The organism is Streptomyces albus subsp. albus (assembly GCF_000725885.1).
GTDB lineage: Bacteria > Actinomycetota > Actinomycetes > Streptomycetales > Streptomycetaceae > Streptomyces > Streptomyces albus.
In genome coordinates this window covers 320,485-343,508 of record NZ_JODR01000001.1, presented here as the reverse complement: position 1 = coordinate 343,508, position 23,024 = coordinate 320,485, and the positions used below count along the sequence as shown (strand labels likewise).

Genomic DNA, 23,024 nt, shown 5'->3' with positions numbered 1-23,024 from the left:
GGCGGGACCCGGCCGCGTCTCATCCCGCGGCGCCGGCCAGGTCCTGCCCCACCCGGTCGGGGGTGAGCGGCAGTTCCCGCAGGCGGCGCCCCGTGGCGTGGTGGACGGCGTTGGCGATGGCCGCCGGGGTGCCGACGATGCCGATCTCGCCGATGCCCTTGCCGCCGACCGGGTTGAGGTGCGGGTCGTGCTCCTCGATCCAGTGCACGTCGATGTCGGGCACGTCCAGGTTGGCGGGCACGTGGTAGCCGGCCAGGTCCTTCTCGACGAAGCCGCCGAGCGCGGCGTCCATCGAGCTGTGCTCCGTCAGGGCCATGCCCAGCCCCATCGTCATGCCCCCCACGAACTGGGAGCGGGCGGTGCGGGCGTTGAGGATGCGGCCGGTGGCGTACACGCCGAGCATGCGGCGGACCCGCACCTCGCCGGTGACCACGTCCACCCCGACCTCCACGAACACGGCGCCGAAGGCGTGCCGCGCGTACTCCTGCTGCGCCTCCACGTCCGGGGTGGTGTCCACGGTGACGACGGTGCCGCCGGACTCGCGCAGCTCCCGGCACGCCTTGTGCACGGCCCAGCCCCAGGAGGCGGTGCCGGAGGAGCCGCCGGCCAGCGGCGCGTGCGGCAGATCGCTGCTGCCCACGTCGATACGGACGGCGTCCAGCCCCACGCCCAGCGCGTCGGCGGCGACCTGCGCCAGGACGGTACGGGCGCCGGTGCCGATGTCGGTGGCGTTGATCCGCACGTGGTAGGTGCCGTCGCCCTGGGCCTGCGCCGAGGCGGTGGAGGGCGCCACGAGCACCGGGTAGGTCGCGGACGCCATGCCGGTGCCCAGCAGCAGATCGCCCTCGCGCCGGGTGGCCGGGCGGGGGTCGCGCCGCTCCCAGCCGAAGCGGCGTGCTCCCTCGCGCAGACAGGCGGCCAGGCCGTGGCTGCTGAACGGTTTGCCACTGTCCGGCTCGCGGTCGGGGATGTTGCGCAGCCGCAACTCGACCGGGTCCATCTCCAGGGTGCAGGCCAGCTCGTCCATGGCGCACTCCAGCGCGTACATGCCGGGTGCCTCGCCGGGTGCCCGCATCCACGACGGTGAGGGCACGTCGAGCGCGGCGACCCGGTGCCCGGTGCGCAGCCCCTCGGCGCCGTACATGACGCGGGAGGGCACGGCCGCCTGCTCCACGAACTCGGTGACGGTGGAGGTGTGGGTCACCACGTCGTGGTGGAGGGCGGTCAGGGTGCCGTCGTCGCGGGCGCCCAGCCGCATCCGCTGGATGGTGGGGGCCCGGTGGCCCACCACGAAGGGCAGGTGCCGGCGCGGCAGCGCCACCTTGACGGGCCTGCCGGTGTGCCGGGCCGCCATCGAGGCCAGCACGACGGGGGCGCGCGGGGTGCCCTTGGAGCCGAAGCCGCCGCCGACGTGCTCGGCGACGACGGTGACCTGCCGCTGGTCGAGTCCGTACATATGGGCGAGGAGTTCGGCCACAGGGGTCGCGCCCTGGCTGGAGTCGTAGGCCGTCAGATGCCCGCCCTCCCACACGGCGGTGGCCGAGTGCGGCTCCATCGGATGGTTGTGCAGCGGGCTGAGGGTGTAGGTGACGTCGATCCGGTGCGGGGCGGCCTCCCACGCCCGGTCGAAGTCGCCGGTCTCGCGGTCGCCCGGGTTGCCGCCGTTGGCCCACTCGGGGTGGTACAGCCGCGGGTGGCCGGGTTCGAGGACCACGTCGTGCGGCTCCTCGTCGTAGGTGACGCGCACGGTACGGGCCATCTCGCGTGCCGTCTCCAGCGTCTCGGCGACGGCCAGCGCCACGTACCAGCCGCGATGCGGCACCCGCGGGCTCTGGAGCAGGTGGAGGGTGGCGTCCTCGGGCTCGCCCAGCCGGGGCGCGTTCTCGTGGGTGAGGACGGCCAGCGCGCCGGGCAGGGCCAGCGCCGCACTGTCGTCGACGGCGCTCACCCGGCCGCGGGCCACGGAGGCGGCCACCGGCCAGGCGTAGGCGCAGGCGGGCGGGGTGTGCTCGGCGGCGTACCGTGCGGTTCCGGTGACCTTGGCACGGCCCTCGCGGCGCGGCGCCGCCGTGCCCAGCACGCCTTCGGTGGTCTTCGGTGCGGCCATCGTCTCTCACGTCCCAGCGGGGCTGTGCGGGCCGGCCGGGCCGGCGGTTGCGGTGGAGCTGTCGGCGAGGAGGGTCAGCAGGTGCACGGCCAGGTTCCGGGCCAGCGGCACCTTGAAGCCGTTGTCGGACAGGGGCCGGGCCGCCTCCAGTTCGGCGTCCACGGCGCTGCGGAAGGCGGCGGCGCCGGCCGGGGCGCCGCGCAGCGCCTCCTCGGCGGTACGGGCCCGCCACGGCCGGTGCGCGAGCCCGCCGAAGGCGAGCGCGGCGTGCCCCACCGTGCCGTCGTCGTCCACCACCAGCACGGCCGCGACGGAGGCGAGGGCGAAGGCGTAGGAGGCGCGGTCGCGTGCCTTGCGGTAGGCGGCGCGGGCCCCCGGGGGCGGGGCGGGCAGCGTCACGTGGGAGATCAGCTCCCCGGGGCGCAGCACCGTGTCCTGCTGCGGGGTGTCCCCGGGCAGCCGGTGGAACTCGGCGGCCGGAACGGTGCGGACACCCTCCGGGCCCAGCAGTTCGACCTCGGCGTCGTACGCGGACAGGGCCACCGCCATGTCGGAGGGGTGGGTGGCCACGCACTGCGGGGAGTGGCCGAGGACGGCCATGTCACGGTTGACGCCGTCCCGGGCGGAGCAGCCGGTGCCCGGCTCCCGCTTGTTGCACGGCGCCGAGACGTCCTGGAAGTAGGGGCAGCGGGTGCGCTGGAGGAGGTTGCCGCCGGTGGTGGCCACATTGCGCAGCTGCCCCGAGGCGCCGGCCAGCAGGGCCTGGGAGAGCGCGGGGTAGCCGCGGCAGACGGCGGGGTGCGCGGCCAGATCGCTGTTGCGGACGTTCGCCCCCACCCGCAGCCCGCCGTCCTGGGCCGGCTCGATGTCGGTGAGCGGCAGCCGCGACACGTCGATGAGGTGCTCGGGCGTCTCGACGCCGAGCTTCATCAGGTCCACCAGATTGGTGCCGCCGGCCAGATAGCGGGCGTGCGGCTGGGCGGCGTACGCGGAGACGGCCTGCTCGGGGCTGGTGGCGCGCTCGAAGGTGAAGGGCCTCACGCCGGCACCTCGCGTCCGCCTCCGGAGGCGCGGGCGGGCCCGTCCGCGCGGGTCACCTCGTGCCGCACGTCCTCCAGGGCCCGCACGATGTACGGGTAGGCGCCGCAGCGGCAGATGTTGCCGCTCATGCGTTCGCGGATCTCGTCCCGGTCCAGTTCGGCCGGTGCCCCCGTCGCCCGCTCCAGCACCTCGCGCGGCGTCACGTGGGAGGGGTGGCCCTCGGCGGCCTCGCACAGCATGCCGACCCCCGAGACGATCTGGCCGGGAGTGCAGTAACCGCACTGGAAGGCGTCCCGTTCGTGGAACGCCTCCTGGAGCGGATGGGGCCTCCCCTCGTCGCCCAGCCCCTCGACGGTGGTCAGATGGGCGCCGTCGTGGGCCACCGCCAGCAGCAGACAGCTGTTGGCGCGGCGCCCCTCCACCAGCACCGTGCAGGCCCCGCACTGGCCGTGGTCGCAGCCCTTCTTGGTGCCGGTGAGGTCCAGGTGTTCGCGCAGGACGTCCAGCAGGGTGGTCCGGTGGTCGGCCGTGACCGTGTGCGCGGTGTCGTTGACGTACAGGGTCAGGGTGGAGCTGGTGGCGGTGCGCTGGGGGATCACGGGGCGCGCCTCTCTTCTGCTTCGCCGCCTCCGGACCTGCCGGGGGCAGCCGCTGTCAGCCTTGCCTCTCCAGCACGCCGCGCAGGAACGCCGCCTGCCCCACGTGCTGCATCGTGTCGCCGATGACGCTCACCAGACGTACCCCGAGGGAGACCGGCGGGTCCCACGCCTCGTCGACGATCCGGTTGAGCGACTGGGAACTGAGGGTGCCCAGATAGTTGAGGGTCTGGGCGTGCACCGCGTCGTGGTAGGCCACCAGCGGCTGCGGCGAGTCCACCCGGACGGCGGCCACGTCCTGCGGGGAGTGGCCGAAGCCGGTGTCGTCGGACGGCAGGTCCAGGCCGAAGCTCTCCTCGAAGCCCTCGGCGTGCCAGACCTGGTCCTGGCCGGCGGCGTCCGCGAGGTGGTCGTCCTGCACCCGCGTCAGGTGCCACACCAGCCACGCGACGGTGTTGGCGGCCGGGTCCAGCCGCTGGTTGAGATGTTTCTTCGCGATGCCGTCCAGCGTCGCGTGCACCTCCTGGTTCACGCGGGTGAAGGCGTCGGTGAGCAGGGCGGTGGTGTCCATGTCCGTGACCTTACGACCTGTCAGCTGACGGGGCGCGCCGAAGCGGCCCGGCGAAGGGCCGGACGGGGCCGTGCGGCCCCCTCCGGACCCGCCACCGGGCCGCCCGGCCCGTGGCGGAAAGCGCACCTACCACCGGTACCAGCGGCCACGCCGCCCGCCGGTCGTCGGCCGCACGATGAACCCCAGCAGCCAGACCACCAGGACGATCACGGCGATCCACCACAGTGCCTTCAGTGCGAAGCCCGCACCGAACAGGATCAGCGCGAGCAGCAGAACGAGCAGCAACGGGACCATTGCTATCCACCTCCGCGGCCCGGGTGCCCCGCCCGGCCGGTGCCATGCACTTGTGTTCCGCCACCCGGGAGCGGCGCGCTAGGTGGGGACGATGAGGCGGGCCTTGCCCTGGGCGGCGGCGTAGTCGAGGGTCTGCCAGGTGCCGGAGCCGGTGCTGGTGCCCACCGGGAAGCCGATGACGAGGCCGGACCGGTCCACCATCCAGCGGCTGCGGGCCAGATGGGCGGCGTCGTCCAGGGGTTCGGCGCCGAGTTCGACGATCTCGGCGATGCGGTCCCAGACCCGGTTGACGGCGCTCCGCGCCTCGGGCGGCTGCTGGTCGAGGGTGCCGGGGACGGCGACGGTCAGCCACGCCCGCGTGTGCTCGGCCAGCCATTCGAGGGCGAGGCTGTCGATGCCGCGTGAGCCGCCCAGGTAGAAGTGGCCGTCGGGGGCGAAGGGGGCCAGGTAGGCGGCGAACAGCCGCTGGTAGTGGACGGGCGACTGGTGTCCCGTCGTCCGGCTTCCGGTGAGGGTGACGGTGCGCATCGTCATCGGCGGTGTCTCCGGCGTCTCGGGGTCTCCGACGGGTCCGACCGGGGGCGAGGTGGGCCGTCCGCCCGTTCGCGATCCGCTCGCACGGCCACCCGGCATCTTCGCACGCGCCGCCGGGCCTGTCCGTGTGTCGCGCCGGGCCTCCGCGGTGTTCCGGGAGCCGGGCACGCGGTCACCGCGGGCCCGGGTGGCTAGGGGGCCAGGACGTCGAGCTCCGCCATGGCGTCCTCGGTGATGGTGCGCATGATGCTCTCGGCCCGCGCCCCGTCCTTCTCACGCACGGCCTCGGCCACCCTCACGTGGAGGGTGACGGCCTCCTGGCGGGGGTCGCTGAACATGACGTCGTGGTGGGTGCGGCCGGCCAGGACGGCGGCGACGACGTCGCCCAGGCGCGCGAACATCTCGTTGCGGGAGGCGCGCAGCACGGTGCGGTGGAAGGCGATGTCGTGCACCAGGTAGTTCTCCAGCTGGTGGCCGCGTGAGGTGGCGACCATGCCGAGCGCGTGCTCGGTCAGCTCGGCGCACTCCCGGGGGGTGGCCAGCTCGGCGGCGAGGCGGGCGGCGACCGGTTCGACCGCGGAGCGCAGCACGGTGAGGGAGCGCAGCTGGCGGCCCCGGTCGGCGCCGGCGAGCCGCCAGGTGATCACTTGCGGGTCGTAGACGTTCCACTGCTCGGGCGGCAGGACGGTGACCCCGACCCGGCGGCGGGAGACGACCAGGTGCATGGACTCCAGCACCCGGACGGCCTCCCGGGCGACCGTGCGGGAGACCTCGTAGCGGGCGGCGAGCTCCTCGGTGCGCAGGACGGTGCCCGGCGGGTACTCGCCCGCGGTGATGGCCGGCCCGAGGGCGGCGAGCAGCCGGGCGTGCAGCCCCCGGTCGCGTGCGGGCTGCTCGGGGGGACCGGCCTGCGGGCTGCTCATGGTCGTGGGTCTCCTCGTTGTTCCGCCCCTGTCCCGGACACGCTCGGCGAGCGGTTCGGGACGTTCAGCCTACGTGCTCATCATCACCCCAATTAAGTATGACTAATTTAGGAACGACTATTGAATACATGTGACCTATGGGGTTAGGTGTGCTCGGCATCGATGTCGAGGAGGACGTCGGTGAGGACAGGTGAGGACAGGTATGAAGCTGACGAACCGGAACGTCGTGGTCGTCATGGGCGTCGCCGGAACCGGCAAGACCACCGTCGGGCGGCTGCTCGCCGACGCGCTGGAGGTCCCCTACGCCGAAGCCGATGCCTTCCACCCGCCCGCGAACGTGGCCAAGATGTCGGCCGGCACCCCGCTGGACGACACCGACCGCGCCCCCTGGCTCGACGCGATCGGCGCCTGGGCGCACAGCCGTGAGGGACAGGGCGGGGTCGTCAGCTGCTCCGCGCTCAAGCGCTCCTACCGCGACCGGCTGCGGGCCGCCGCACCCGGCATCGTCTTCGTCCACCTCACCGGCGACCGTGAACTGATCGCCCGGCGCATGGCGGAACGCGCCGGCCACTTCATGCCCGTCGCCCTGCTGGACTCCCAGTTCGCGACCCTCGAACCCCTCCAGCCCGACGAGCCGGGCGTCACCGTCTCCGTGGCGCCGGGCCCCCAGGCCGTCACCGGGAACGCGCTGGCCGCGTTGCGGGCGGCCACCTCCCAGGACCGGCCGGCCGCACCGGCGCAGGCCGCCCGGGGGCACTGAGCCCTCCGGGATTTCTCCCCCACCCCTTTGAACGAAGAAGGAAAGAGCCGTGCGCCATCTCAGCGTCGAGATACTGGCCGCGGGGTCGCAGCAACCGGACCCCATCACGTCCGCCGGCAACGCCCAGCTGGGCATCGCCGCCCTGGTCGGCATCGCCGTCATCGTCCTGTTGATCACCCGGTTCAAGCTGCACGCCTTCCTCGCCCTGACCGTCGGCTCCCTGGTGCTGGGGGCCGTGGCCGCGGCCCCGCTGGACAAGGCGATCGACAGCTTCACCACCGGGCTGGGCGACACGGTCTCCGGCGTCGGCGTGCTCATCGCGCTCGGCGCGATCCTGGGCAAACTGCTGGCCGACTCCGGAGGCGCCGACCAGATCGTCGACACGATCCTGGCGAAGGCCGGCCGGCGCAGCATTCCCTGGGCCATGGCGCTGATCGCCGGCATCGTCGGGCTGCCGATGTTCTTCGAGGTCGGCCTCGTGCTGCTGATCCCCGTGGTGCTGCTGGTGGCCAAGCGCGGCAACTACTCGGTGATGCGCGTCGGCATCCCGGCCCTCGCGGGCCTGTCCGTCATGCACGGGCTCATCCCCCCGCACCCCGGCCCGCTGGTGGCCATCGACGCCATCCACGCCAACCTCGGCGTCACCCTCGCCCTCGGCCTCGTCGTCGGCATCCCCACGCTGGTCGTCGCCGGTCCCCTCTTCGGCCGGGTCGCCGCCCGCTGGGTGGACACCACCCCGCCCGAGGGCGTCGTCCCCGAGCGCGCCACCGCCGATGCGGCCAGGCGGCCCGGCTTCGGCATCACCCTGGCCACCGTGCTGCTGCCCGTCGTGCTGATGCTCGCCAAGGCGCTGACCGACATCATCGTCGACGACGCCGAGAACACCGTGCAGCGCGTCATGGACGTCGTCGGCGACCCGATGATCGCCCTGCTGGTCGCCGTGCTCGTCGCCCTGTTCACCCTCGGCCGGTCCGCGGGCTTCGGCAAGGACAAGCTGTCCGAGACCGTCGGCAGCTCCCTCGGCCCCATCGCCGGCATCCTGCTGATCGTCGGCGCGGGCGGCGGCTTCAAGCAGACTCTCGTGGACGTCGGCATCGGCCGGATGATCCTGGACGTCTCCGAGAACTGGTCCGTGCCCGCGCTGCTGCTGGGCTGGCTCATCGCCGTCGGCATCCGGCTGGCAACCGGCTCCGCCACCGTCGCGACCGTCTCGGCCGCGGGACTCGTCGCGCCGCTGGCCGCCGACATGTCCACCGCCCAGGCCGCCCTGGTCGTCCTCGCCGTCGGCGCCGGTTCGCTGTTCTTCAGCCACGTCAACGACGCCGGGTTCTGGCTGGTCAAGGAGTACTTCGGGATGAACGTCGGCCAGACGGTCAAGTCCTGGTCGATCATGGAGACGATCATCTCGGTCGTCGCCCTGCTGCTCCTGCTCCTGCTGTCCCTCGTGGTCTAGCCGCACCGGACGGCCCCGGCCCACCTGGGCGGCCCACCGGACCGCCTCAGCCGCGGCCCTCGCCCAGGTAGTGGAGGACCGCCTGGACCCGGCGGTGCGTGGCCGTCGTCCGGGGGATCTCCAGCTTGTCGAAGAGCGCGGCCGTGTGCTTCTCCACCGCCCGCTGCGAGATGCCCATGCGCCGGGCGATGGCGGCGTTCGTGAGGCCCTCGGCCATCAGGCCGAGGGCCTCGTGCTCCCGCGGGGTGAGCACGGCCAGGGACGGACCGGCGCGCAGCAGCCGCGCGATGACGTCCGGGTCGAGGGCCGTGCCGCCGGCCACCACCCGGTGCAGCGCGTCGATGAAGTCGTCCACGTCCAGCACCCGGTCCTTGAGCAGATAGCCGATGCCGGCCGGCCCGTCCGCGAGCAGCGAGTGCGCGTAGCCGGTCTCGATGTACTGGGAGAACAGCAGGATGCCCAGCCCCGGGTGGCGGCGGCGCAGCTCGGCCGCCGCGCGCAGCCCCTCGTCCCGGTGCGTGGGCGGCATCCGGATGTCGGCGACGACGGCGTCGGGCCGGGTGCGCTCCACCGCGGCCAGCAGCGCCTCGGCGTCGCCGACGGCGGCGGCCACCTCCATCCCCCGGTCGGTCAGCAGCCCGGCCAGCCCCTCCCGTACGACGGCGGCGTCCTCGGCCAGCACCAGCCGCAGCGGCGGCCCGGACGGCGAGTCGGACGGTGGTCCGGACGACGACGGCGGTCCGGACGACGACGGTGATCCGGACGACGGCGGCGGTCCCAGCGGCGCGCCGGACGGCGGTCCTGGCGGTGTGTCGGTCAACGTGTCGGCTCCCGCGACGAAGTGGTGAGCGGCAGGCGGACCGTGGCCCTGGTCGGCCCGCCGGGCGGACTGTCGAGCGTCAGTGTGCCGTCCACGGTGCGCACCCGCTCGGCCAGGCCCCGCAGCCCCGACGGCGCACCCGGTGCGGCCGGGCGCGGGGCGGCGCCGCCCCGGCCGTCGTCCTCGACCTCCACCACCAGCGCCCGGCCGCCCTCCGCGAGACGCGCACCGACCACGATCCGGTGCGCGCCCGCGTGGCGGGCCGCGTTCGTCAGCAGCTCGGCCGCGCAGAAGTAGGCGATGGTCTCCACGGCCTCCGGCGGCCGGGGCCCGCCCAGCAGTTCGGTGTGCAGCTCGACGCGGAGGGCGGGGCTCTCGATGTCGGAGCGGAGCGAGGCCAACGCCGGCGCCAGCCCGTTGTCCAGCACCGGCGGATGGATACCCCGCACCAGGTCCCGCAGCTCCCCCAGGGCGGTACGGGCGTTGCCGAGCGCCTGCTCGACCAGGTCCCGCGCCCTGGCCACGCCCTCCGGTGACGGCTCCGGTGCGCGGAGGGCCTCCTTCGCGCGGGTCAGCCCCATGGCCAGCGCGATCAGCCGGGCCTGCGCGCCGTCGTGCAGGTCGCGTTCGATCCGGCGGAGGGTGGCGGCCGAGTCCCGTACGGCCAGGGCGCGGGTCTCCTCCAGGTCGTGGACGCGGTCGGCGAGCGGCGGCGGGGCGAGCAGGGTGCGGGCCAGCAGGACGGCGAGCGCGGTCAGCCGGCGGCCCGCCCAGCCGGCCACTGCCAGCAGCGCCAGCCCGGCGGCGGCCACCGCGAGGGCGCGGGGCCAGGTGTCGAGCGGGAGGTCGCCGGTGAGCTCCAGCCCGCGGTGGCCGTTCTCCCGCACGGCACGGAACCACAGCGGGTACGACAGCAGCAGCAGCCCGTACAGCCGCACGGGCAGGTGCACCACGAACAGCAGCACCCCGAGCGGCAGGTCGAGCACCGCGTACGCCGCGCACCGCCAGGCGGCACCGTCGTGGGCGGCGCGCAGCGGACGGGGGCGCGGCGGCGCGGGCACGTCCTCGCCGAGCAGCGCGCGCACCAGGGCCCGCTCCAGCCCGGTCAGCCCGCGCACGGCGGTCAGGGCGAGGGAGAGGACGGGCATCCCGGCGCGGGTCACGCACAGCACGGCACCCGCCGCCAGCAGCACCAGGGCGGGGGCGCCCAGCAGCGCGGGGACGAGACCGGCGACCGCGTACGCGAGGGCGCGCAGCGTCCGGCGGGAGGCGGGCAGGCCGAGGGCGTCGAGGGTCGCGGTCACGGTCACCGGTCCGGGTTCGGGGGGTGTGGCGACGGCTGGCCGTCGTGGAGCACGGTACGGCGTCGCCGTCACGGGGTGGCCGCCCTTCGCAGTTGCCGGGGCAGCGGGGCCAGCGTCGCGGCCAGCGCGAGGGCCAGCACCGCCGCGCCGGTACCGGCCCACGTGGTGGCCGGCAGCGCGCCCGGCGAGGCCCCGGCGGCGTCCCCCAGCGGGAGGGTCACCGCCACCGCCACGGCCGCACCCGCACCGAACCCCGCGGCGGTGACGATCGCCGCCTCCGCCAGCCGGGTGCGCACGACCTGGCCCGCCCCGGCGCCGACCGCCCGCAGCAGGGCGACCTCCGCGCCGCGTTCGGCGCTCAGCATCACCAGCGTGTTGGCGGCGGCCAGCGCGGCGAACACCGCGTACAGCGCCGTCGCGAACAGGTCGATCCACGAGGGCTCGGCCGCCTCCGCCAGCGCCGCCAGCTTCACCAGCGAGAAGGCGACGACCAGCGCCACCGGTGTCACGGCCGAGGAGAGCCGCCGGGCCCGCGCCCGGATCTGGGCGCCGGCCAGTTCCGTCGCGGCCCCGCCGCCCAGCGCGCGCGGCGCCGTCACCAGCCGCACCGGCCGCACCGACAGCCGGGCCGTGACCCGTGCCAGGAGCGGCCCGGCGCATCCGACGGCGACCAGGTGGGCCAGCAGCACCAGCGGCAGCCGCTCCCCCACCTCGGCGCGCGGCCCGGCCGCCGTCAGCGCCGTCAGTGCCGCACCGCCGCCCAGCGCGAGGAGAGCGACGACGCCGCGCAGCACGTCCACGACGGACAGCCCCCGGCGGGCCCCGGCCGCGTCGCCGAGCGCGTCGGCGGGACGGGCGCGGGCGGCCCGGTGGGCGGCCAGCAGCCCGCCGAGCTGCGAGGTGACCACCAGTACGCCGCCCGCCGCCAGCAGCGGCGGCAGGCCGACGACCAGCGGCACCTGATCGGGCAGCAGCCCGTGTGCGGCCATCCCGTCCCGCCATCCGGCCGCCAGCAGCCGGCCGAGTACGTAGCCGACGGGCAGCGCGGGCACCGCGGTCAGCAGCGCCTCGGCCGCCACCGCGCGCCGGATCTGCCAGGGCGAGGCGCCGACGGCCCGCAGCACCGCGTGCTCCCGCGCCCGCTGGGCCACCGCGAGGGCCATCACCTGCGCGATGACGAACACCGACAGATAGCAGGTCACCACCGTGAACCCGGCCCCCATCGTGGCCAGTTCCTCCCGCAGCGCGGGCTGCCGCACCCCCGAGGCGGTCCGCAGCATCGCCACGGACGCCACCACCACGGTCGCGGACAGCACCAGCACCGAGAAGACCCCCGCGAAGGACGCGGGCCGGGCGCGCACCGAAGCGCGGGCGAGCCCCGTCGTCATACGACCGCCCCCGTGCTCAACTGTCGCACCGGGCCGCCACTGCCGCCACTGCCGGCCGGGTGCGCCGCCCCGGCGGCGGGCCGGGCCAGCTCCCGCATCCGCCGCCCGACGTGCGCGGCGAACCCCTCCCCGGCGACCGCGCCCCCGCCCGGCGCCGCCAGGGCATCGACCACCGCGCCGTCCGCCAGGAAGAGCACCCTGTCCGCCCACACGGCCGCCGCGGGATCGTGCGTGACCATCAGCACCGTCGCCCCCAGCTCGTCCACCGAGTGCCGCAGCAGGGCCAGGACCTCCTCGGCCGTGCCCGGGTCCAGGGCGCCGGTCGGCTCGTCGGCCACCAGCAGCTCGGGGACGGTCACCAGGGCGCGGGCCAGGGCGACCCGCTGCTGCTGGCCGCCCGACAGTTCCGCCGGGCGGCTGCCGGCGCGGTCCGCCAGCCCCACGCGGGCCAGCGCCTCCACGGCACGGGCCCGCGCAGCCCGGCCGGTGCCCCCGCCGGCCAGCCGCAGCGGGAGCCGTACGTTCTCCTCCGCTGTGAGGGCCGGCAGCAGGTTGAAGGACTGGAAGACGAAACCGATCCGCTCGCGGCGCAGCCGGGTGAGGGCGCGGCGGCCCATCCGGGTCAGCTCCTCCCCGGCGAGCCGCACACTGCCCGAGGTGGGCCGGTCGAGGCCCGCGGCGCACTGGAGCAGGGTGCTCTTGCCGGAGCCCGAGGGCCCCATCACGGCCGTGAGGGTCCCTCGGGGCAGCGTCACATCGACACCGCGCAGCGCCTGCACCGCCGTGCCGCGCCGCCGCCCGTAGCGCCGGGTGACGCCCCGCATCACCAGGGCGTCGGGCGCCCGTACGCCGGGCCCGGCGGCGTCCTCGGCACGGCGGGACCTGTCCGAACTGTCCACGTTCACCATGCCGGTGACGCTACGGACGCGCGCGCCGCACCACGAGGGAGCCACCTCCCCGGTCCGGGGTTCGGAAACACCGAACCCCGGTGCGCTCACCGCCCTTCGGTCAGCACCTTTGCCAGCTCCCGCAGCCCGGTGACCCGCAGATCCGGCGGTGGATCGTCCCAGCCCGCCCACAGATGGCCCCACGGCCCGCGCACCAGATGACAGGTGCGCAGCCCGGCGTCGCTGGCGGGGCCCACATCGCGGGCGGGGTGGTCGCCGACGTACAAGGTGGCGGCCGGGGCGCTGCCCGTGGTCTCCAGAACGCGGGCGAAGAACGCGGCCTCCGGTTTGGCGCAGCCCCACTCCTCGGAGGTCGAGACGGTCTCGGCGGGCAGCTCCATGGCCCGCAGCAGGGCGCCGGCGCGGGCCGTCTGGTTGCCGGCGACGTGCACCGCGAACCCGGCGTCGCGCAGTGCCGCGAGGGCCGGGCGGACGTCCTCGTACAGATCGGACTCGTCCAGGTGCTCGCCGCGTCCGGCGGCCTCGCGGCGGGCCCGCTCGGCCGCCACGTCGATCCCCGGGCGGGCGAGCCGCAGCGCCTCCTGGTTGTCCCGCCCCTGCGCGACGACGGCACCGACCAGCGCGGAGAGGGTGTGCCGGGGGACGCCCAGCCAGTCCGCCCACGAGCCCCAGTAGCGGTCGTCGCGCACCAGCGTCTCGCCCACGTCGAACACGACGGTGGTGACCGCCCCGAGAGCGGCGGACGCGGTCGGTCCGGTCACGGTCACAGCCACCCGTTCCTGCGGAAAGCGCGGTGCATGACCACGCAGATGACGACGATGGCGACGAGGACCAGGGGGTAACCGAACGGCGAGCGCAGCTCCGGCATGTGGGTGAAGTTCATGCCGTAGATGCCGCACACCATCGTCGGCACCGCGACGATCGCCACCCACGCGCTGATCTTGCGCATGCCCTCGTTCTGCGCCGCGGACACCTGGGCCAGATGGGCCTGGAGGATGGAGTCGAGCAGCGCGTCGAAGGAGGCGATCTGCTCGGTGACGCGCGCCAGGTGGTCGGCCACGTCCCGGAAGTACTTGCGTATCTCCGGGTCGATCAGCCGGTTGGGGCGCGTGGAGAGCAGCTCCAGCGGGCGGGCCAGCGGCTGGGTGGCGCGCTTGAGCTCCAGCAGCTCCCGTTTGAGCTGGTGGATGCGCCCGGTGTCCGCGGCGGCGTTCCGCTCGTCGCCCCGCATGGACGGCGCGGTGGAGGCGAACACGTCGCTCTCCAGCTCGTCGATGTCGGTCTGCACCTCGTCGGCGACCAGCAGGTAGTCGTCCACCACCTGGTCGGCGATCGCGTGCAGCACCGCGGCCGGGCCCTGCGCCAGCCGCTCCGGGTCGGCCTCCAGCGCCTCCCGCACCGGGCCGAGCGAGCCGTGCTTGCCGTGCCGCACCGTGATCACGAAGTCCACGCCGGTGAAGACCACGATCTCGCCGGTGTCCACCACCTCGCTGGTGGTGGTCAGCCGCTCGTGCTCCACGTACCGGACGGTCTTGAGGACGGCGAACATCATGTCGCCGCCGAACCACTCGGCCCTCGGCCGCTGGTGCGGCTCGACGGCGTTCTCCACGGCCAGCGGGTGCAGCCCGAACAGTTCGGTGATGCCCTCGAACTCGGCCTCCGTCGGCTCGTGCAGCCCGATCCACACGAAGCCGCCGCCGTCCCGGCCCCCGCCCGGTTTGCGGACGCACGCCAGTGCCTCCTCGACGCCGCACTCGGCCAGCAGCCGCGTGCCCTCCCCGTCGTAGGCCACGCAGCTGACCACCGAGGTGCCGAGGGGGGAGCGAGCGGGGTGGGACAGATCCACTCCGGGACGCGGCTGCCGTGGCCGCACCACCCTGCGCAGGCTGCGCACCACCGGACCCGTGGGCATGGGAACTCCTGGGGTTCCTCGTCGTTCTTTCGGTCTTCCCCAACTGTGCCCGCATTCCGTCCCCGAATGCGCGCGCCTCCCCGCTCCACCGCAACCCCGCTCGCCCTTCACTCCCGGAACACACAGAACGGGTGCCCGGCCGGGTCGAACAGCACCCGGACGTCCTCCTGCGGCTGTTGCGCCGCCTCCCGGGCACCGGCCGCCACCGCCTGCCGTACCGCCTCCGCCAGATCGGGCACCCGCAGGTCCAGGTGCAGCATCTTGTGCGGGCGTCCCGGCTCCTCCGGCCAGACCGGCGGCTCGTACCAGCGCTCGCTCTGGAAGGCGAGCCCCACACCCGAACGCGGATCGCGCATCAGCACCCACCCCTCCTCACGCGCGGTCACCGGCCAGTCGAGGAGGCTGCCGTAGAAGGCGGCGAGAGCATCGGCGTCGGGACAGTCGAGGACGACGGTGGCGAGGGCGAAAGACATGCCCCATGCCTGCCCCCATCCCCACCGGGTCAGGCCGTCATCGGGAATGTCTCCCCAGAGGCCGGAATTCACCGAGCCCGATATTCCAAGGGAAACACGGTTCGCCGCGGAAAGTGCACGAGCCCCCCGCACGCGTCTTCCCATGCGGGCGACGGATGCCGGGATTCATCCCGCGCACAGGGAGAGGGGTTTCCGGCAGCGGGCTTCCCGGGGCCGAGCCGACGTGAGACGATGCCACCGTGCCGATGACCCGAAATGATTCAGTACTTGTCTTGTGGGACGTGGACCATACTCTGCTGAGCGTCGGTGGCGTAAGCCGCTCCATCTACGAACATGCCTTCAACGCCACTACCGGGCGCCCTCTCCGTGACTTGGCCTCCATGGCCGGAAGAACTGAGCGCGCCATCATCACCGAAACCTTGCAACTGAACGGTATCGAGGCGTCGCCGGCACTCGTTTCGGACTTCTACTCCGCTCTTGGTGTGGCAGCACAAGAATTGGAAGGCGAAATGCGGAACGCGGGCCACTCCCTGCCGGGAGCCCGTGAAGCGATAGCCGCATTTGACAGCAAGAACGCCGTGCAATCAGTCGTCACGGGGAACATCCGGCCCATCGCCAGGACGAAGCTGAGCGCATTCGGACTCGTTGACGGGCTTGATCTGGAGGTAGGCGGCTACGGCGATGACGGAAGTGATCGCGCTGATCTCGTCCGACTCGCCCGCGAACGAGTCGAGGAAAAATACAGCATTCACTTCACCGGGAAACGAACGTTCGTCATCGGAGACACACCGCACGACATCAAAGGCGCTCACGATGCCGGAGCACTGGCTGTCGGGGTGGCGACTGGCCCCAGCCCCGCGGAAGCTCTTCGGGCAGCCGGGGCCGACCTGGTTCTCGCAGACCTGACAGACAGCGAGCCTCTGTTCAGGGCGGTACTGGATTCCCGAGGAAGTTAGACGATTCAGCCCGCCGCCACGCCTTGCATGGACATGCGATATTTTTCTCTGAAGTCAGCAGCACTGGGAATGTTGCCGTAAGGCCTGAGCAGCGCTTCGAACTCTCCAAGACGTTCGGCGACTCGCGCCGAGCCGATGGCCCGACTGAGATCCAATGCACGGCCGGCCGTCCGACAGGATTCCTCGACTTCCCCGTCCAGGAGATAGCATTTGGCGAGACGGGAAAGGTAGTGAACTCGGTCGCGGAGTCGATCGGGTGCGTGGACACTCAGCATTCCGAGAGCACTGGTGAGGGCGGCGACCGCCCTTCTCGTCAATCCGAGTTCGAGAAAACAAGCACCTTCCTGGGCGGAAACTTCAACCGCGTCCACGTAAGAGACGTAGCAGGGCTCTTTCAGGCTGCCGCCCCGATCGAACTCCTCTCGTGCCGCTTCCAGCGCTTCCAGGCACGGACCTTCTTCCCCCATGGCGGCATATGCTCGGGCCAGCCTCGTCTTCAGCATTGTGCGAGTAAGCGGCGTGAGATTGCTGTATTCCGCTTCATTGGCTTCGAGAGCAAGGGAGAGCGCAGGCGACAGTCTGCCTCGATACATTTCTTGCAAACTCATGTAGGCAAGAGCACTCGCCATAAGACCAGGATCGTCTTCCTCCTTCCCGACCCGCACAGCCTCCATGAAATGCTTCCTGGCGGTTGGATGACTGTTGGCGTCGAGGGCCAGCCACCCCGCCATCTGATTGAGCTGACCGAACACCGACAGCCCGTCACCGGGGTTCCTGCGGACACTCTCAGCCATTCGTGCGACGTATCGCGTCAACGGGAGAAAAAGACTGTCGCCGCCGAGTTCGTCATCGAGATGAAGAAACATCTTGAGCAGGTGCTCACCGCTCTGTTGAAGCGTCATTCCTTCGAATGCCGAAACGCCTGGCATCGACAAGTCGGACGCCGCTGCAGCCCACGCGGCGACCTGCCCATCGTCTGTGTTTTTCCGGCTCTCCCACGGCCTTTCCGGCAGCCCAAGCATGTGTCCGGGAATTCCGAATCCATCGGCCACCCGCTCCATTACTTGCTGGCCTCGGATACCACGGACTCCACGGATGATGTCGCTCACGCGTGAGGTTGTCATCCTGCCGACTGCGGCGGCCATCGCCGCGTAGCTGGAGCCCGTGCGTCTGTTGACCAAGCGGAAGATCTCCTGGAAGTCCCGCGCTGCGCAGGCCCGTCGCATGGCCTCGCTTCGTAGCAGCGTGTCGGGGATGGTCAGCGGGTAGCCGCTGCGCCTGGTCTCGCGGTCGTGCATGAGCACCGCCTACAGGGCCGATGTGACGGGCTCCCCAAGCGTAGCCGCGAACGGGGTTCCCCAAATGAGCCTGCGGGGTTCCCCGTTCGCTGTTCCCCGAGGGTTGCCGTGGACCTGAAGCTCATGGGGTGACGCGCGTCCGCGCTCACAGCGAAGGACCCCCGTGACGCGGCGAACGTCCGGGGCGTGGCCATCGACCGCCAGGAGGTTGCCGACATGACCCATGGAACCAGGCTTCTCACGCTGCCACTGCGGCTGTTTCTGCCTGCCGGGGGACGCCACCGGGCATCCGGATGCTGCCCGAGTGTCTCGCCTCCGCACTCACCCGATCTGACCACACTCGTGCTGCGGGGTGAGGACATCGCACTTGTCCGCCCGTACGTGATCGCTCACGAGCGGCGCGGGGAAGCGCGCCGGCAGCGCGTCCACCGGCGGTCCCTGTGGCTGGCCGTACACGGCCTGGATTTCGGCCCCCGGCCGCGCCACGGAGTGGAAGTGAGCGCGTGACCGCCGAAGTCCACAGCACCCCTCGCCCAGCTGACGTCCGCCAGCTGGAGGCCGCCTACGTCTTGCACAGGCAGGAGTGCGGGACGTGCACTCCGGATCAGTCGTGCGACATAGCGCGACGGCTGGAAGCGGCACGGAGCGAGGCAGGAGCGTCGCCGTCGTGACGCGCGCTGTCCACCGTTTTCGTGAGTACAAGTTCGGCCCTGACCTCCAGCCGGCAGCCGAACCGATCACGACAGCGATGCAGTGCAAGGCATGCGGCCTGACCGGCGGAACGGCCGAAGAGCCCGCAGACGGCTCAGCATGGGCGGTGGGGCACCTCAAGGCCAACCCTGACCACCTGGAGTACCGGGAGCACATCAGGCGCCCGTACCGATTCGAAGCGGGAGCGTGGCAGTGATGAGCACCTTGGAGCGCGAGCGCGCACTGCCCGACTGGACTCCCGGCACGGTCGGAGACGACGTGATGACCGTGCACAAGATCCGGGACGGCGAGGCCGTGTGCGGCGCTGTCGGCAACGTGGACGAGTGGCAGCGACGCGTCACCTGTCCCGCCTGCCGGGCCGGCGAGTAATCCCTGGTTCCCGCCTCGGCGGACGACCGCCAACGCCCTGCCGGGACGGGTGCACGACGGCGCGGGGACCGCTTCCCCGCCACCTTCTCCGAGAGGAGTGTCCATGTCCGCTGCACTGCCTGAGTTCGAGTTCGTCAAGACTGCCGCGTGTCGTGACGCGAGGGTGGGCAACTGCCCCGAAGTGGCGACCAGAGTCCCTGGTGTTGTCGCGTTGCGTGACAGCAACCGTCCGGGGACCATCGTCACCATGACGGCTGCCGAGTGGGTCGCCCTCACCGATGCCGTGAAGGCCGGCGAGTACGACCTGAGCGCCTGAGAACAGTCCCATGCCGAAGTGCCCCCGCTGTGACGCCGAGTGCCCCACTGATCCCGAGAACGGGTTGCCGTGGTGCGCGCGGTGCGGTGAGTTCTTCGGGGTCTCGCTGCCCGCCTGCCGCGGCCTGTGGTGGTGGCGCAACGCTGCCACCCGCAGGCCGGTCCGGCTGCGCAAGCACTGAGCGGGACCACCGCACCCGGCTCCGTCCGTGCGCCATGCCTGTGGCGTGCGGGCGGGGCAGTGTCATGCCCGCCCACCTGTCGCTACCGACGAGCGGCCATTCGGGAGCATTCGCCCGTACAGCCGCCCGGACGTCGTCCTGCTGCTGCGCCGCTTGCCGGGCGTCCCGGCTCGTACCGGCGCTCGCTCTGGCAGGCATGCCCCATGCCTGCCCCCATCCCCATCCGGTCAGGCCGTCAGTTCGCGGGCGCGTTCCTGGGTGAGGTAGGCGTCCGTGGCCTCCATGTCCTGGAGGGTGGCGGGGCGGCGGGAGAGGAAGCCGGTGCGCAGGAAGTCGTCGCCGGTCAGCGCGTTGAGGTTCCAGTTGGTGACGGTGCGGGCCTTGGCGGTGAAGGTGGGCAGCGCCATCAGGTGGTAGCCGCGGGCGATGATCTGGGCGGGGAGCCCGGAGAACTCGTACCCGAAGGGGCGGGCGACGGCGTCCGTGCCGCCCAGGTCCACGACGAGGCCGAGGTCCTTGTGCCGGTAGGGCGTCATGGGCGCGCCGCGCAGGGTGGCGACGAGGTTGCGCGCCATGTGCTTGCCCTGGCGGCTGGCGTGCTGGGCCGTGGGCGGGCAGACGGCGCCGCCGACCTTGGTGAGGTCCGGTACGGCCGCGGCGTCGCCCAGCGCGTACAGGCCGGGCCGGCCGGGGACGGTGAAGTCTGCGTTGACGACGAGCCGGCCCTTCATCGTCTCGGCGTCGAGGGTGCCGATGAGCGGGCTGGCGGCCACACCGGCCGTCCAGATGAGGGTGCGGGAGGGCAGGACGCGGTTGTCGGTGAGGGTGATCCGCCGCTCCTCGGCCTTGGCGACGGAGACGCCGAGCGACACGTCGGTGCCGCGTTCGCGCAGGATCTGCTGGGCGCGCCGCCCCAGCCGGGCGCCGAGTTCCGGCATGAGTTTGGGCGCGATGTCGAGCAGATGCCATTTGATGAGGTCGGGGTCGAGCCGCGGGTAGCGCTTGGCGGCGGCGTTGGTGAGCCGCTGGAGGCAGGCGACGGTCTCGGTGCCCGCGTAGCCGCCGCCGACGACGACGAACTGGAGCCGTTCGGCCTTCTCCTGCTCGTTGGTGCAGGCCGCGGCCAGGTCGAGCTGGGCGATGACGTGGTCGCGCACGTAGGCGGCCTCGGCGAGCGTCTTCATGCCGCGGGCCTGCTGGTCGAGGCCGGGGATGTCGAAGCTGCGGGTGACGCTGCCGGGGGTGAGGACCAGGTGGTCGTAGGCGTAGGTCTCGGTCTCCCCGCTGATGAGGCGGACGACGCAGCGCCGGTCGCGGATGTCGACGCCGATGACCATGCCGGGGATGATCGAGGTGCGGTGCAGCAGCCGGCGCAGCGGGGGCGCCACGGACTGCGGGGTGAGCACGCCGGCGGCGACCTGGGGGAGGAGCGGCAGGTAGAGCTGGTAGCTGGCGGGGGTGACGAGGGCGATCTCCGCCTCTTCGGGGCGCAGACCGCGCTCCAGTCCGCGTGCGCACTCGACTCCGGCGAATCCGCCGCCGACGATCAGAATTCTGGTTCGCTCCATGGCTGCACCCGCAGTGGTTGGCGTGACCTGGCAGGGCGGGACGCCCGATTCCGCACTTTCGTCCCACTGGTCACCCTCGCACGGGCCCGTGCCCTGCGCCACCGCACGGCCGGAGGGGCACAGCACCGTCCGGGCCGCCCCGGCACCACGCCGGGACGGCCCCGCGTCACCCGGACCGGACCAGGGGCCCGGCCCGGGGCGGACCAGGGGCCAGGCCCGGGGCGGGTCACCTGCCGATGTCGGAACCGTCCTTCGGCCACACGGCCACCACGGACGGCCGCACATACCTGCCCGGCCCGTCCGGCCAGCTGGAGGCGGGCCGCTCCACGGAGGCGCCGTCCACCTCGCCCGGGTGCTGGACGGCGACGAGCACCCGGCGGTCCTGCACCAGCGGCCCGCAGGTCTCCGCACCGGTCGGCACGGTCAGGAACTGCCGCACCTCGCCCCGGCGCGGCCCGGCGGTGGCCACCCCGAACAGTCCGTCGTGGGTGCCCAGCGCGTTGCCGTCGGTGGACAGCCACAGGTTGCCGTAGGAGTCGAAGGTGACGTTGTCGGGGCAGGAGATCGGGCTGACCTGCTCCTTGGGGAAGCCGCCGAAGTAGGTGCCGGGGTCCTCGGGGTCGCCGCACACCAGGAACAGCCGCCAGTCGAAGCGGAGCGAGGAGGGGTCGTCGCCGCGCTCGGCGAACTCCAGCACTTGCCCGTGCTTGTTGTTCCGGCGCGGGTTGGCCTCGTCCGGCCCCGCCTTTCCGGGCTTGCCGCGGTCGGTGTTGTTGGTGAGGGCCACGTACACCCGGCCGGTGCGCGGGGAGGGCTCGATGTCCTCGGGCCGGTCCATCTTGGTGGCGCCCGCCTTGTCGGCGGCCAGCCGGGTGAAGACGTACACCTCCTCGGCGCTCATCCCCTCGACGAACGACCTGTCGCCGCTGGCCAGCGGTATCCAGCGGCCGGTGCCGTCGAACTCGCCGTCCTCGGGCTCGCCGTCCTCGGGCAGCGTGCCGGTGCCGTCGATCGCGCCGGCCGGGCTGTCGCCGGTCAGCTTGGCGACGTAGAGGGTGCCCTCGTCCAGCAGCGACATGTTGTGGCGCCGGTCGGCGGCGCTGGTGCCGCGGCGCATCCGCTTGGCGGAGACGAACTTGTAGAAGTAGTCGAACCGCTCGTCGTCGCCCATGTAGACGACGGCGCGGCCGTCCCTGGTGAGCCTGGGCTGTGCCGCCTCGTGCTTGAAGCGGCCCAGCGCGGTGTGCTTGCGCGGCGTGGAGTCGGGGTCGTACGGGTCGATCTCTATGACCCAGCCGAAGCGGTGGACCTCGTTGGGCTCCTTCGTCAGGTCGAAGCGGGAATCGAACCGCTCCCAGCGCCGCTGGGTGGCGCCGCCGCCGACGCCGTACCGCTTGAGGGTCGCGGCCCGCTCGGGGTCGGTCACCTTCTCGGCGTTGGCGAAGTACTGGTTGAAGTTCTCCTCGCCGGACAGCACCGTCCCCCACGGGGTGGTGCCGCCGGAGCAGTTGTTGAGGGTGCCCAGCACCCGGCGCCCGCGCGGGTCCGCCGAGGTGCGCAGCAGTGCGCTGCCCGCGGCGGGGCCGGTCACCTCGAACGGGGTGGTGGCGGTTATCCGGCGGTTGAGGGGGTGCCGGGGTACGGCGCGCAGCGCACCGGTGCGGCGCTCCCCGCTGACGGCCACCACGGACAGGCCGTGCGCCGCCCAGGCGATCTCGGCCTGTTCGCGGGTGGGGTTCTCCGGGTCGTACCCGGCGAACATCAGCTCCTCGTTGGTGTACTCGTGGTTGGCGACGAGCAGTTGGTCCGCGCCGTGCTCGCGGTGGCCGCCGCGCCCGTGGTGCCCGGGGCGGATCGGCAGGAGGGTGAGGAAGTCGTTGTTGTAGCCGAACTGGCCGGCCTGCGCCTTGGCGCTCTGCCGCTCGGGGTCGAAGTCGGGAGCGCCCCGCAGAATCGGTTCTCCCCAGCGGATGACGACGTTCTGTCCGTACCCCTCGGGCACGGTCACCTTGTCGGCGGTGTTCGGCGCCACCGGCGTGAACCGCAGGCCCTTGGCCGGCTTGCCGTGCTTGCCGGGCCCGTCCGGCTTGCCGTGTCCGCCGCCCCGCCCGGCCGCCGCGGCGGGTGCCGCACCCGGGCCGGACGCCAGCGCGGCGCCGGCCGCCGCGGCCCCCACCACGGCGCCGGCCCGCAGGACCGAGCGGCGTGCCAGTGCCCGGGCGATCACCTCGCCGGCGTACTCGTTCCCACTGGTGTTGGGCACCTCGTGGAAACAGGCGTCGCCGCAGCGGTAACGGCAGGTCATCGCGGACCTGCCGCCCGGGTGCGTGGTCAGCAGCGGCAGCGGTTTGCGCATCGTCCATCCTCCGGTCTGTGCACTCGTACGCCGTACACCGCCGTGACGCTAGGGCCACGGGTACGCCGTCGAGCGACACCGGAATGAACCACGGGTGAACACCCACCCCGTGCGGCACCCGCCGCACACCTCTGCCTCCCCCGCACCACTTCACACCTCGCACCGGACACCCCCAGTCCCCACCG

Annotated in this window: 23 protein-coding genes; 6 read left to right on the top strand and 17 right to left on the bottom strand. The window is 72.8% G+C overall.

Annotated elements, in window-relative coordinates; genetic code table 11:
- Nucleotides 1–19 precede the first annotated feature (19 nt).
- From IO40_RS0101450 to IO40_RS0101420, 7 genes are all read right to left on the bottom strand, one after another.
- Nucleotides 20–2,107, bottom strand: coding sequence for a xanthine dehydrogenase family protein molybdopterin-binding subunit (locus tag IO40_RS0101450; protein WP_016471952.1), 2,088 nt, complete (start codon nt 2,105–2,107; stop codon nt 20–22).
- Nucleotides 2,108–2,113: 6 nt separating this feature from the next.
- Complete coding sequence (locus IO40_RS0101445) at nt 2,114–3,148, bottom strand: FAD binding domain-containing protein (protein WP_016471953.1); 1,035 nt, start codon at nt 3,146–3,148, stop codon at nt 2,114–2,116.
- Nucleotides 3,145–3,747, bottom strand: coding sequence for a 2Fe-2S iron-sulfur cluster-binding protein (locus IO40_RS0101440; protein ID WP_016471954.1), 603 nt, complete (start codon nt 3,745–3,747; stop codon nt 3,145–3,147). The genes IO40_RS0101445 and IO40_RS0101440 overlap by 4 nt, the downstream gene beginning before the upstream one ends.
- Before the next feature lie 55 nt (nt 3,748–3,802).
- The gene (locus IO40_RS0101435) at nt 3,803–4,315 is read right to left on the bottom strand and encodes a mycothiol transferase (RefSeq protein ID WP_016471955.1); all 513 of its coding nucleotides are present in this window, start codon (nt 4,313–4,315) and stop codon (nt 3,803–3,805) included.
- Between the two features lie 126 nt (nt 4,316–4,441).
- On the bottom strand, nt 4,442–4,609 hold the full coding sequence (locus IO40_RS0101430) for a DUF5670 family protein (RefSeq protein WP_016471956.1): 168 nt from the start codon (nt 4,607–4,609) through the stop codon (nt 4,442–4,444).
- 78 nt (nt 4,610–4,687) lie between these two features.
- The gene (locus IO40_RS0101425) at nt 4,688–5,143 is read right to left on the bottom strand and encodes a hypothetical protein (protein ID WP_016471957.1); all 456 of its coding nucleotides are present in this window, start codon (nt 5,141–5,143) and stop codon (nt 4,688–4,690) included.
- Nucleotides 5,144–5,334: 191 nt separating this feature from the next.
- Nucleotides 5,335–6,066, bottom strand: a complete 732-nt coding sequence (locus IO40_RS0101420; RefSeq protein ID WP_016471958.1) for a FadR/GntR family transcriptional regulator — start codon at nt 6,064–6,066, stop codon at nt 5,335–5,337.
- A gap of 202 nt (nt 6,067–6,268) precedes the next feature.
- Here IO40_RS0101420 and IO40_RS0101415 point away from each other — a divergent pair, with 202 nt between their 5' ends.
- Both IO40_RS0101415 and IO40_RS0101410 read left to right on the top strand, forming a co-directional pair.
- Complete coding sequence (locus IO40_RS0101415; RefSeq protein ID WP_016471959.1) at nt 6,269–6,826, top strand: gluconokinase; 558 nt, start codon at nt 6,269–6,271, stop codon at nt 6,824–6,826.
- Nucleotides 6,827–6,875: 49 nt separating this feature from the next.
- A complete protein-coding gene (locus tag IO40_RS0101410) occupies nt 6,876–8,279 on the top strand; it encodes a GntP family permease (protein ID WP_016471960.1) in 1,404 nt (467 codons plus the stop codon).
- Between the two features lie 46 nt (nt 8,280–8,325).
- Here IO40_RS0101410 and IO40_RS0101405 read toward each other — a convergent pair whose 3' ends face one another.
- The 7 genes from IO40_RS0101405 to IO40_RS0101375 all read right to left on the bottom strand — a co-directional run bounded on the left by IO40_RS0101405 (nt 8,326) and on the right by IO40_RS0101375 (nt 15,084).
- On the bottom strand, nt 8,326–8,970 hold the full coding sequence (locus IO40_RS0101405; protein ID WP_031174682.1) for a response regulator transcription factor: 645 nt from the start codon (nt 8,968–8,970) through the stop codon (nt 8,326–8,328).
- A gap of 125 nt (nt 8,971–9,095) precedes the next feature.
- Nucleotides 9,096–10,409, bottom strand: coding sequence for a sensor histidine kinase (locus IO40_RS0101400; RefSeq protein ID WP_051173649.1), 1,314 nt, complete (start codon nt 10,407–10,409; stop codon nt 9,096–9,098).
- Between the two features lie 62 nt (nt 10,410–10,471).
- Nucleotides 10,472–11,791 (bottom strand): FtsX-like permease family protein, encoded by a 1,320-nt coding sequence (locus IO40_RS38440; protein WP_016471963.1) that lies wholly within the window; start codon nt 11,789–11,791, stop codon nt 10,472–10,474.
- On the bottom strand, nt 11,788–12,699 hold the full coding sequence (locus IO40_RS32965; RefSeq protein WP_078566013.1) for an ABC transporter ATP-binding protein: 912 nt from the start codon (nt 12,697–12,699) through the stop codon (nt 11,788–11,790). Before IO40_RS32965 ends, IO40_RS38440 begins: the two co-directional genes overlap by 4 nt.
- A gap of 86 nt (nt 12,700–12,785) precedes the next feature.
- Nucleotides 12,786–13,466 (bottom strand): HAD family hydrolase, encoded by a 681-nt coding sequence (locus IO40_RS0101385; RefSeq protein ID WP_016471965.1) that lies wholly within the window; start codon nt 13,464–13,466, stop codon nt 12,786–12,788.
- The gene (locus tag IO40_RS0101380) at nt 13,463–14,611 is read right to left on the bottom strand and encodes a magnesium and cobalt transport protein CorA (RefSeq protein WP_016471966.1); all 1,149 of its coding nucleotides are present in this window, start codon (nt 14,609–14,611) and stop codon (nt 13,463–13,465) included. The genes IO40_RS0101385 and IO40_RS0101380 overlap by 4 nt, the downstream gene beginning before the upstream one ends.
- A gap of 107 nt (nt 14,612–14,718) precedes the next feature.
- The gene (locus IO40_RS0101375; RefSeq protein WP_031174679.1) at nt 14,719–15,084 is read right to left on the bottom strand and encodes a VOC family protein; all 366 of its coding nucleotides are present in this window, start codon (nt 15,082–15,084) and stop codon (nt 14,719–14,721) included.
- Nucleotides 15,085–15,329: 245 nt separating this feature from the next.
- Between IO40_RS0101375 and IO40_RS35430 the strand changes: the two genes are divergently transcribed.
- Nucleotides 15,330–16,040 carry an HAD family hydrolase gene (locus IO40_RS35430; protein WP_078659674.1) on the top strand — a complete coding sequence of 237 codons (711 nt, stop codon included), beginning with the start codon at nt 15,330–15,332 and terminating at the stop codon, nt 16,038–16,040.
- A 5-nt stretch (nt 16,041–16,045) separates the two neighbouring features.
- Here the strand turns inward: IO40_RS35430 and IO40_RS0101365 are convergent, their stop codons facing one another.
- Nucleotides 16,046–17,338 (bottom strand): NsdA family TPR-like regulatory protein, encoded by a 1,293-nt coding sequence (locus tag IO40_RS0101365; RefSeq protein ID WP_031174678.1) that lies wholly within the window; start codon nt 17,336–17,338, stop codon nt 16,046–16,048.
- 667 nt (nt 17,339–18,005) lie between these two features.
- Between IO40_RS0101365 and IO40_RS0101355 the strand changes: the two genes are divergently transcribed.
- The 3 genes from IO40_RS0101355 to IO40_RS0101345 all read left to right on the top strand — a co-directional run bounded on the left by IO40_RS0101355 (nt 18,006) and on the right by IO40_RS0101345 (nt 18,734).
- Nucleotides 18,006–18,245 (top strand): DUF7848 domain-containing protein, encoded by a 240-nt coding sequence (locus tag IO40_RS0101355; RefSeq protein ID WP_030409184.1) that lies wholly within the window; start codon nt 18,006–18,008, stop codon nt 18,243–18,245.
- Nucleotides 18,245–18,418, top strand: a complete 174-nt coding sequence (locus tag IO40_RS37440; protein ID WP_016471971.1) for a hypothetical protein — start codon at nt 18,245–18,247, stop codon at nt 18,416–18,418. Before IO40_RS0101355 ends, IO40_RS37440 begins: the two co-directional genes overlap by 1 nt.
- A gap of 103 nt (nt 18,419–18,521) precedes the next feature.
- A complete protein-coding gene (locus IO40_RS0101345; RefSeq protein ID WP_031174677.1) occupies nt 18,522–18,734 on the top strand; it encodes a DUF397 domain-containing protein in 213 nt (70 codons plus the stop codon).
- 408 nt (nt 18,735–19,142) lie between these two features.
- Here the strand turns inward: IO40_RS0101345 and IO40_RS0101340 are convergent, their stop codons facing one another.
- Nucleotides 19,143–20,483: an NAD(P)/FAD-dependent oxidoreductase gene (locus tag IO40_RS0101340; RefSeq protein WP_016471974.1), complete on the bottom strand. Its 1,341-nt coding sequence runs from the start codon at nt 20,481–20,483 to the stop codon at nt 19,143–19,145.
- Between the two features lie 226 nt (nt 20,484–20,709).
- A complete protein-coding gene (locus tag IO40_RS0101335; protein ID WP_031174676.1) occupies nt 20,710–22,839 on the bottom strand; it encodes a PhoX family protein in 2,130 nt (709 codons plus the stop codon).
- Nucleotides 22,840–23,024: the final 185 nt, after the last annotated feature.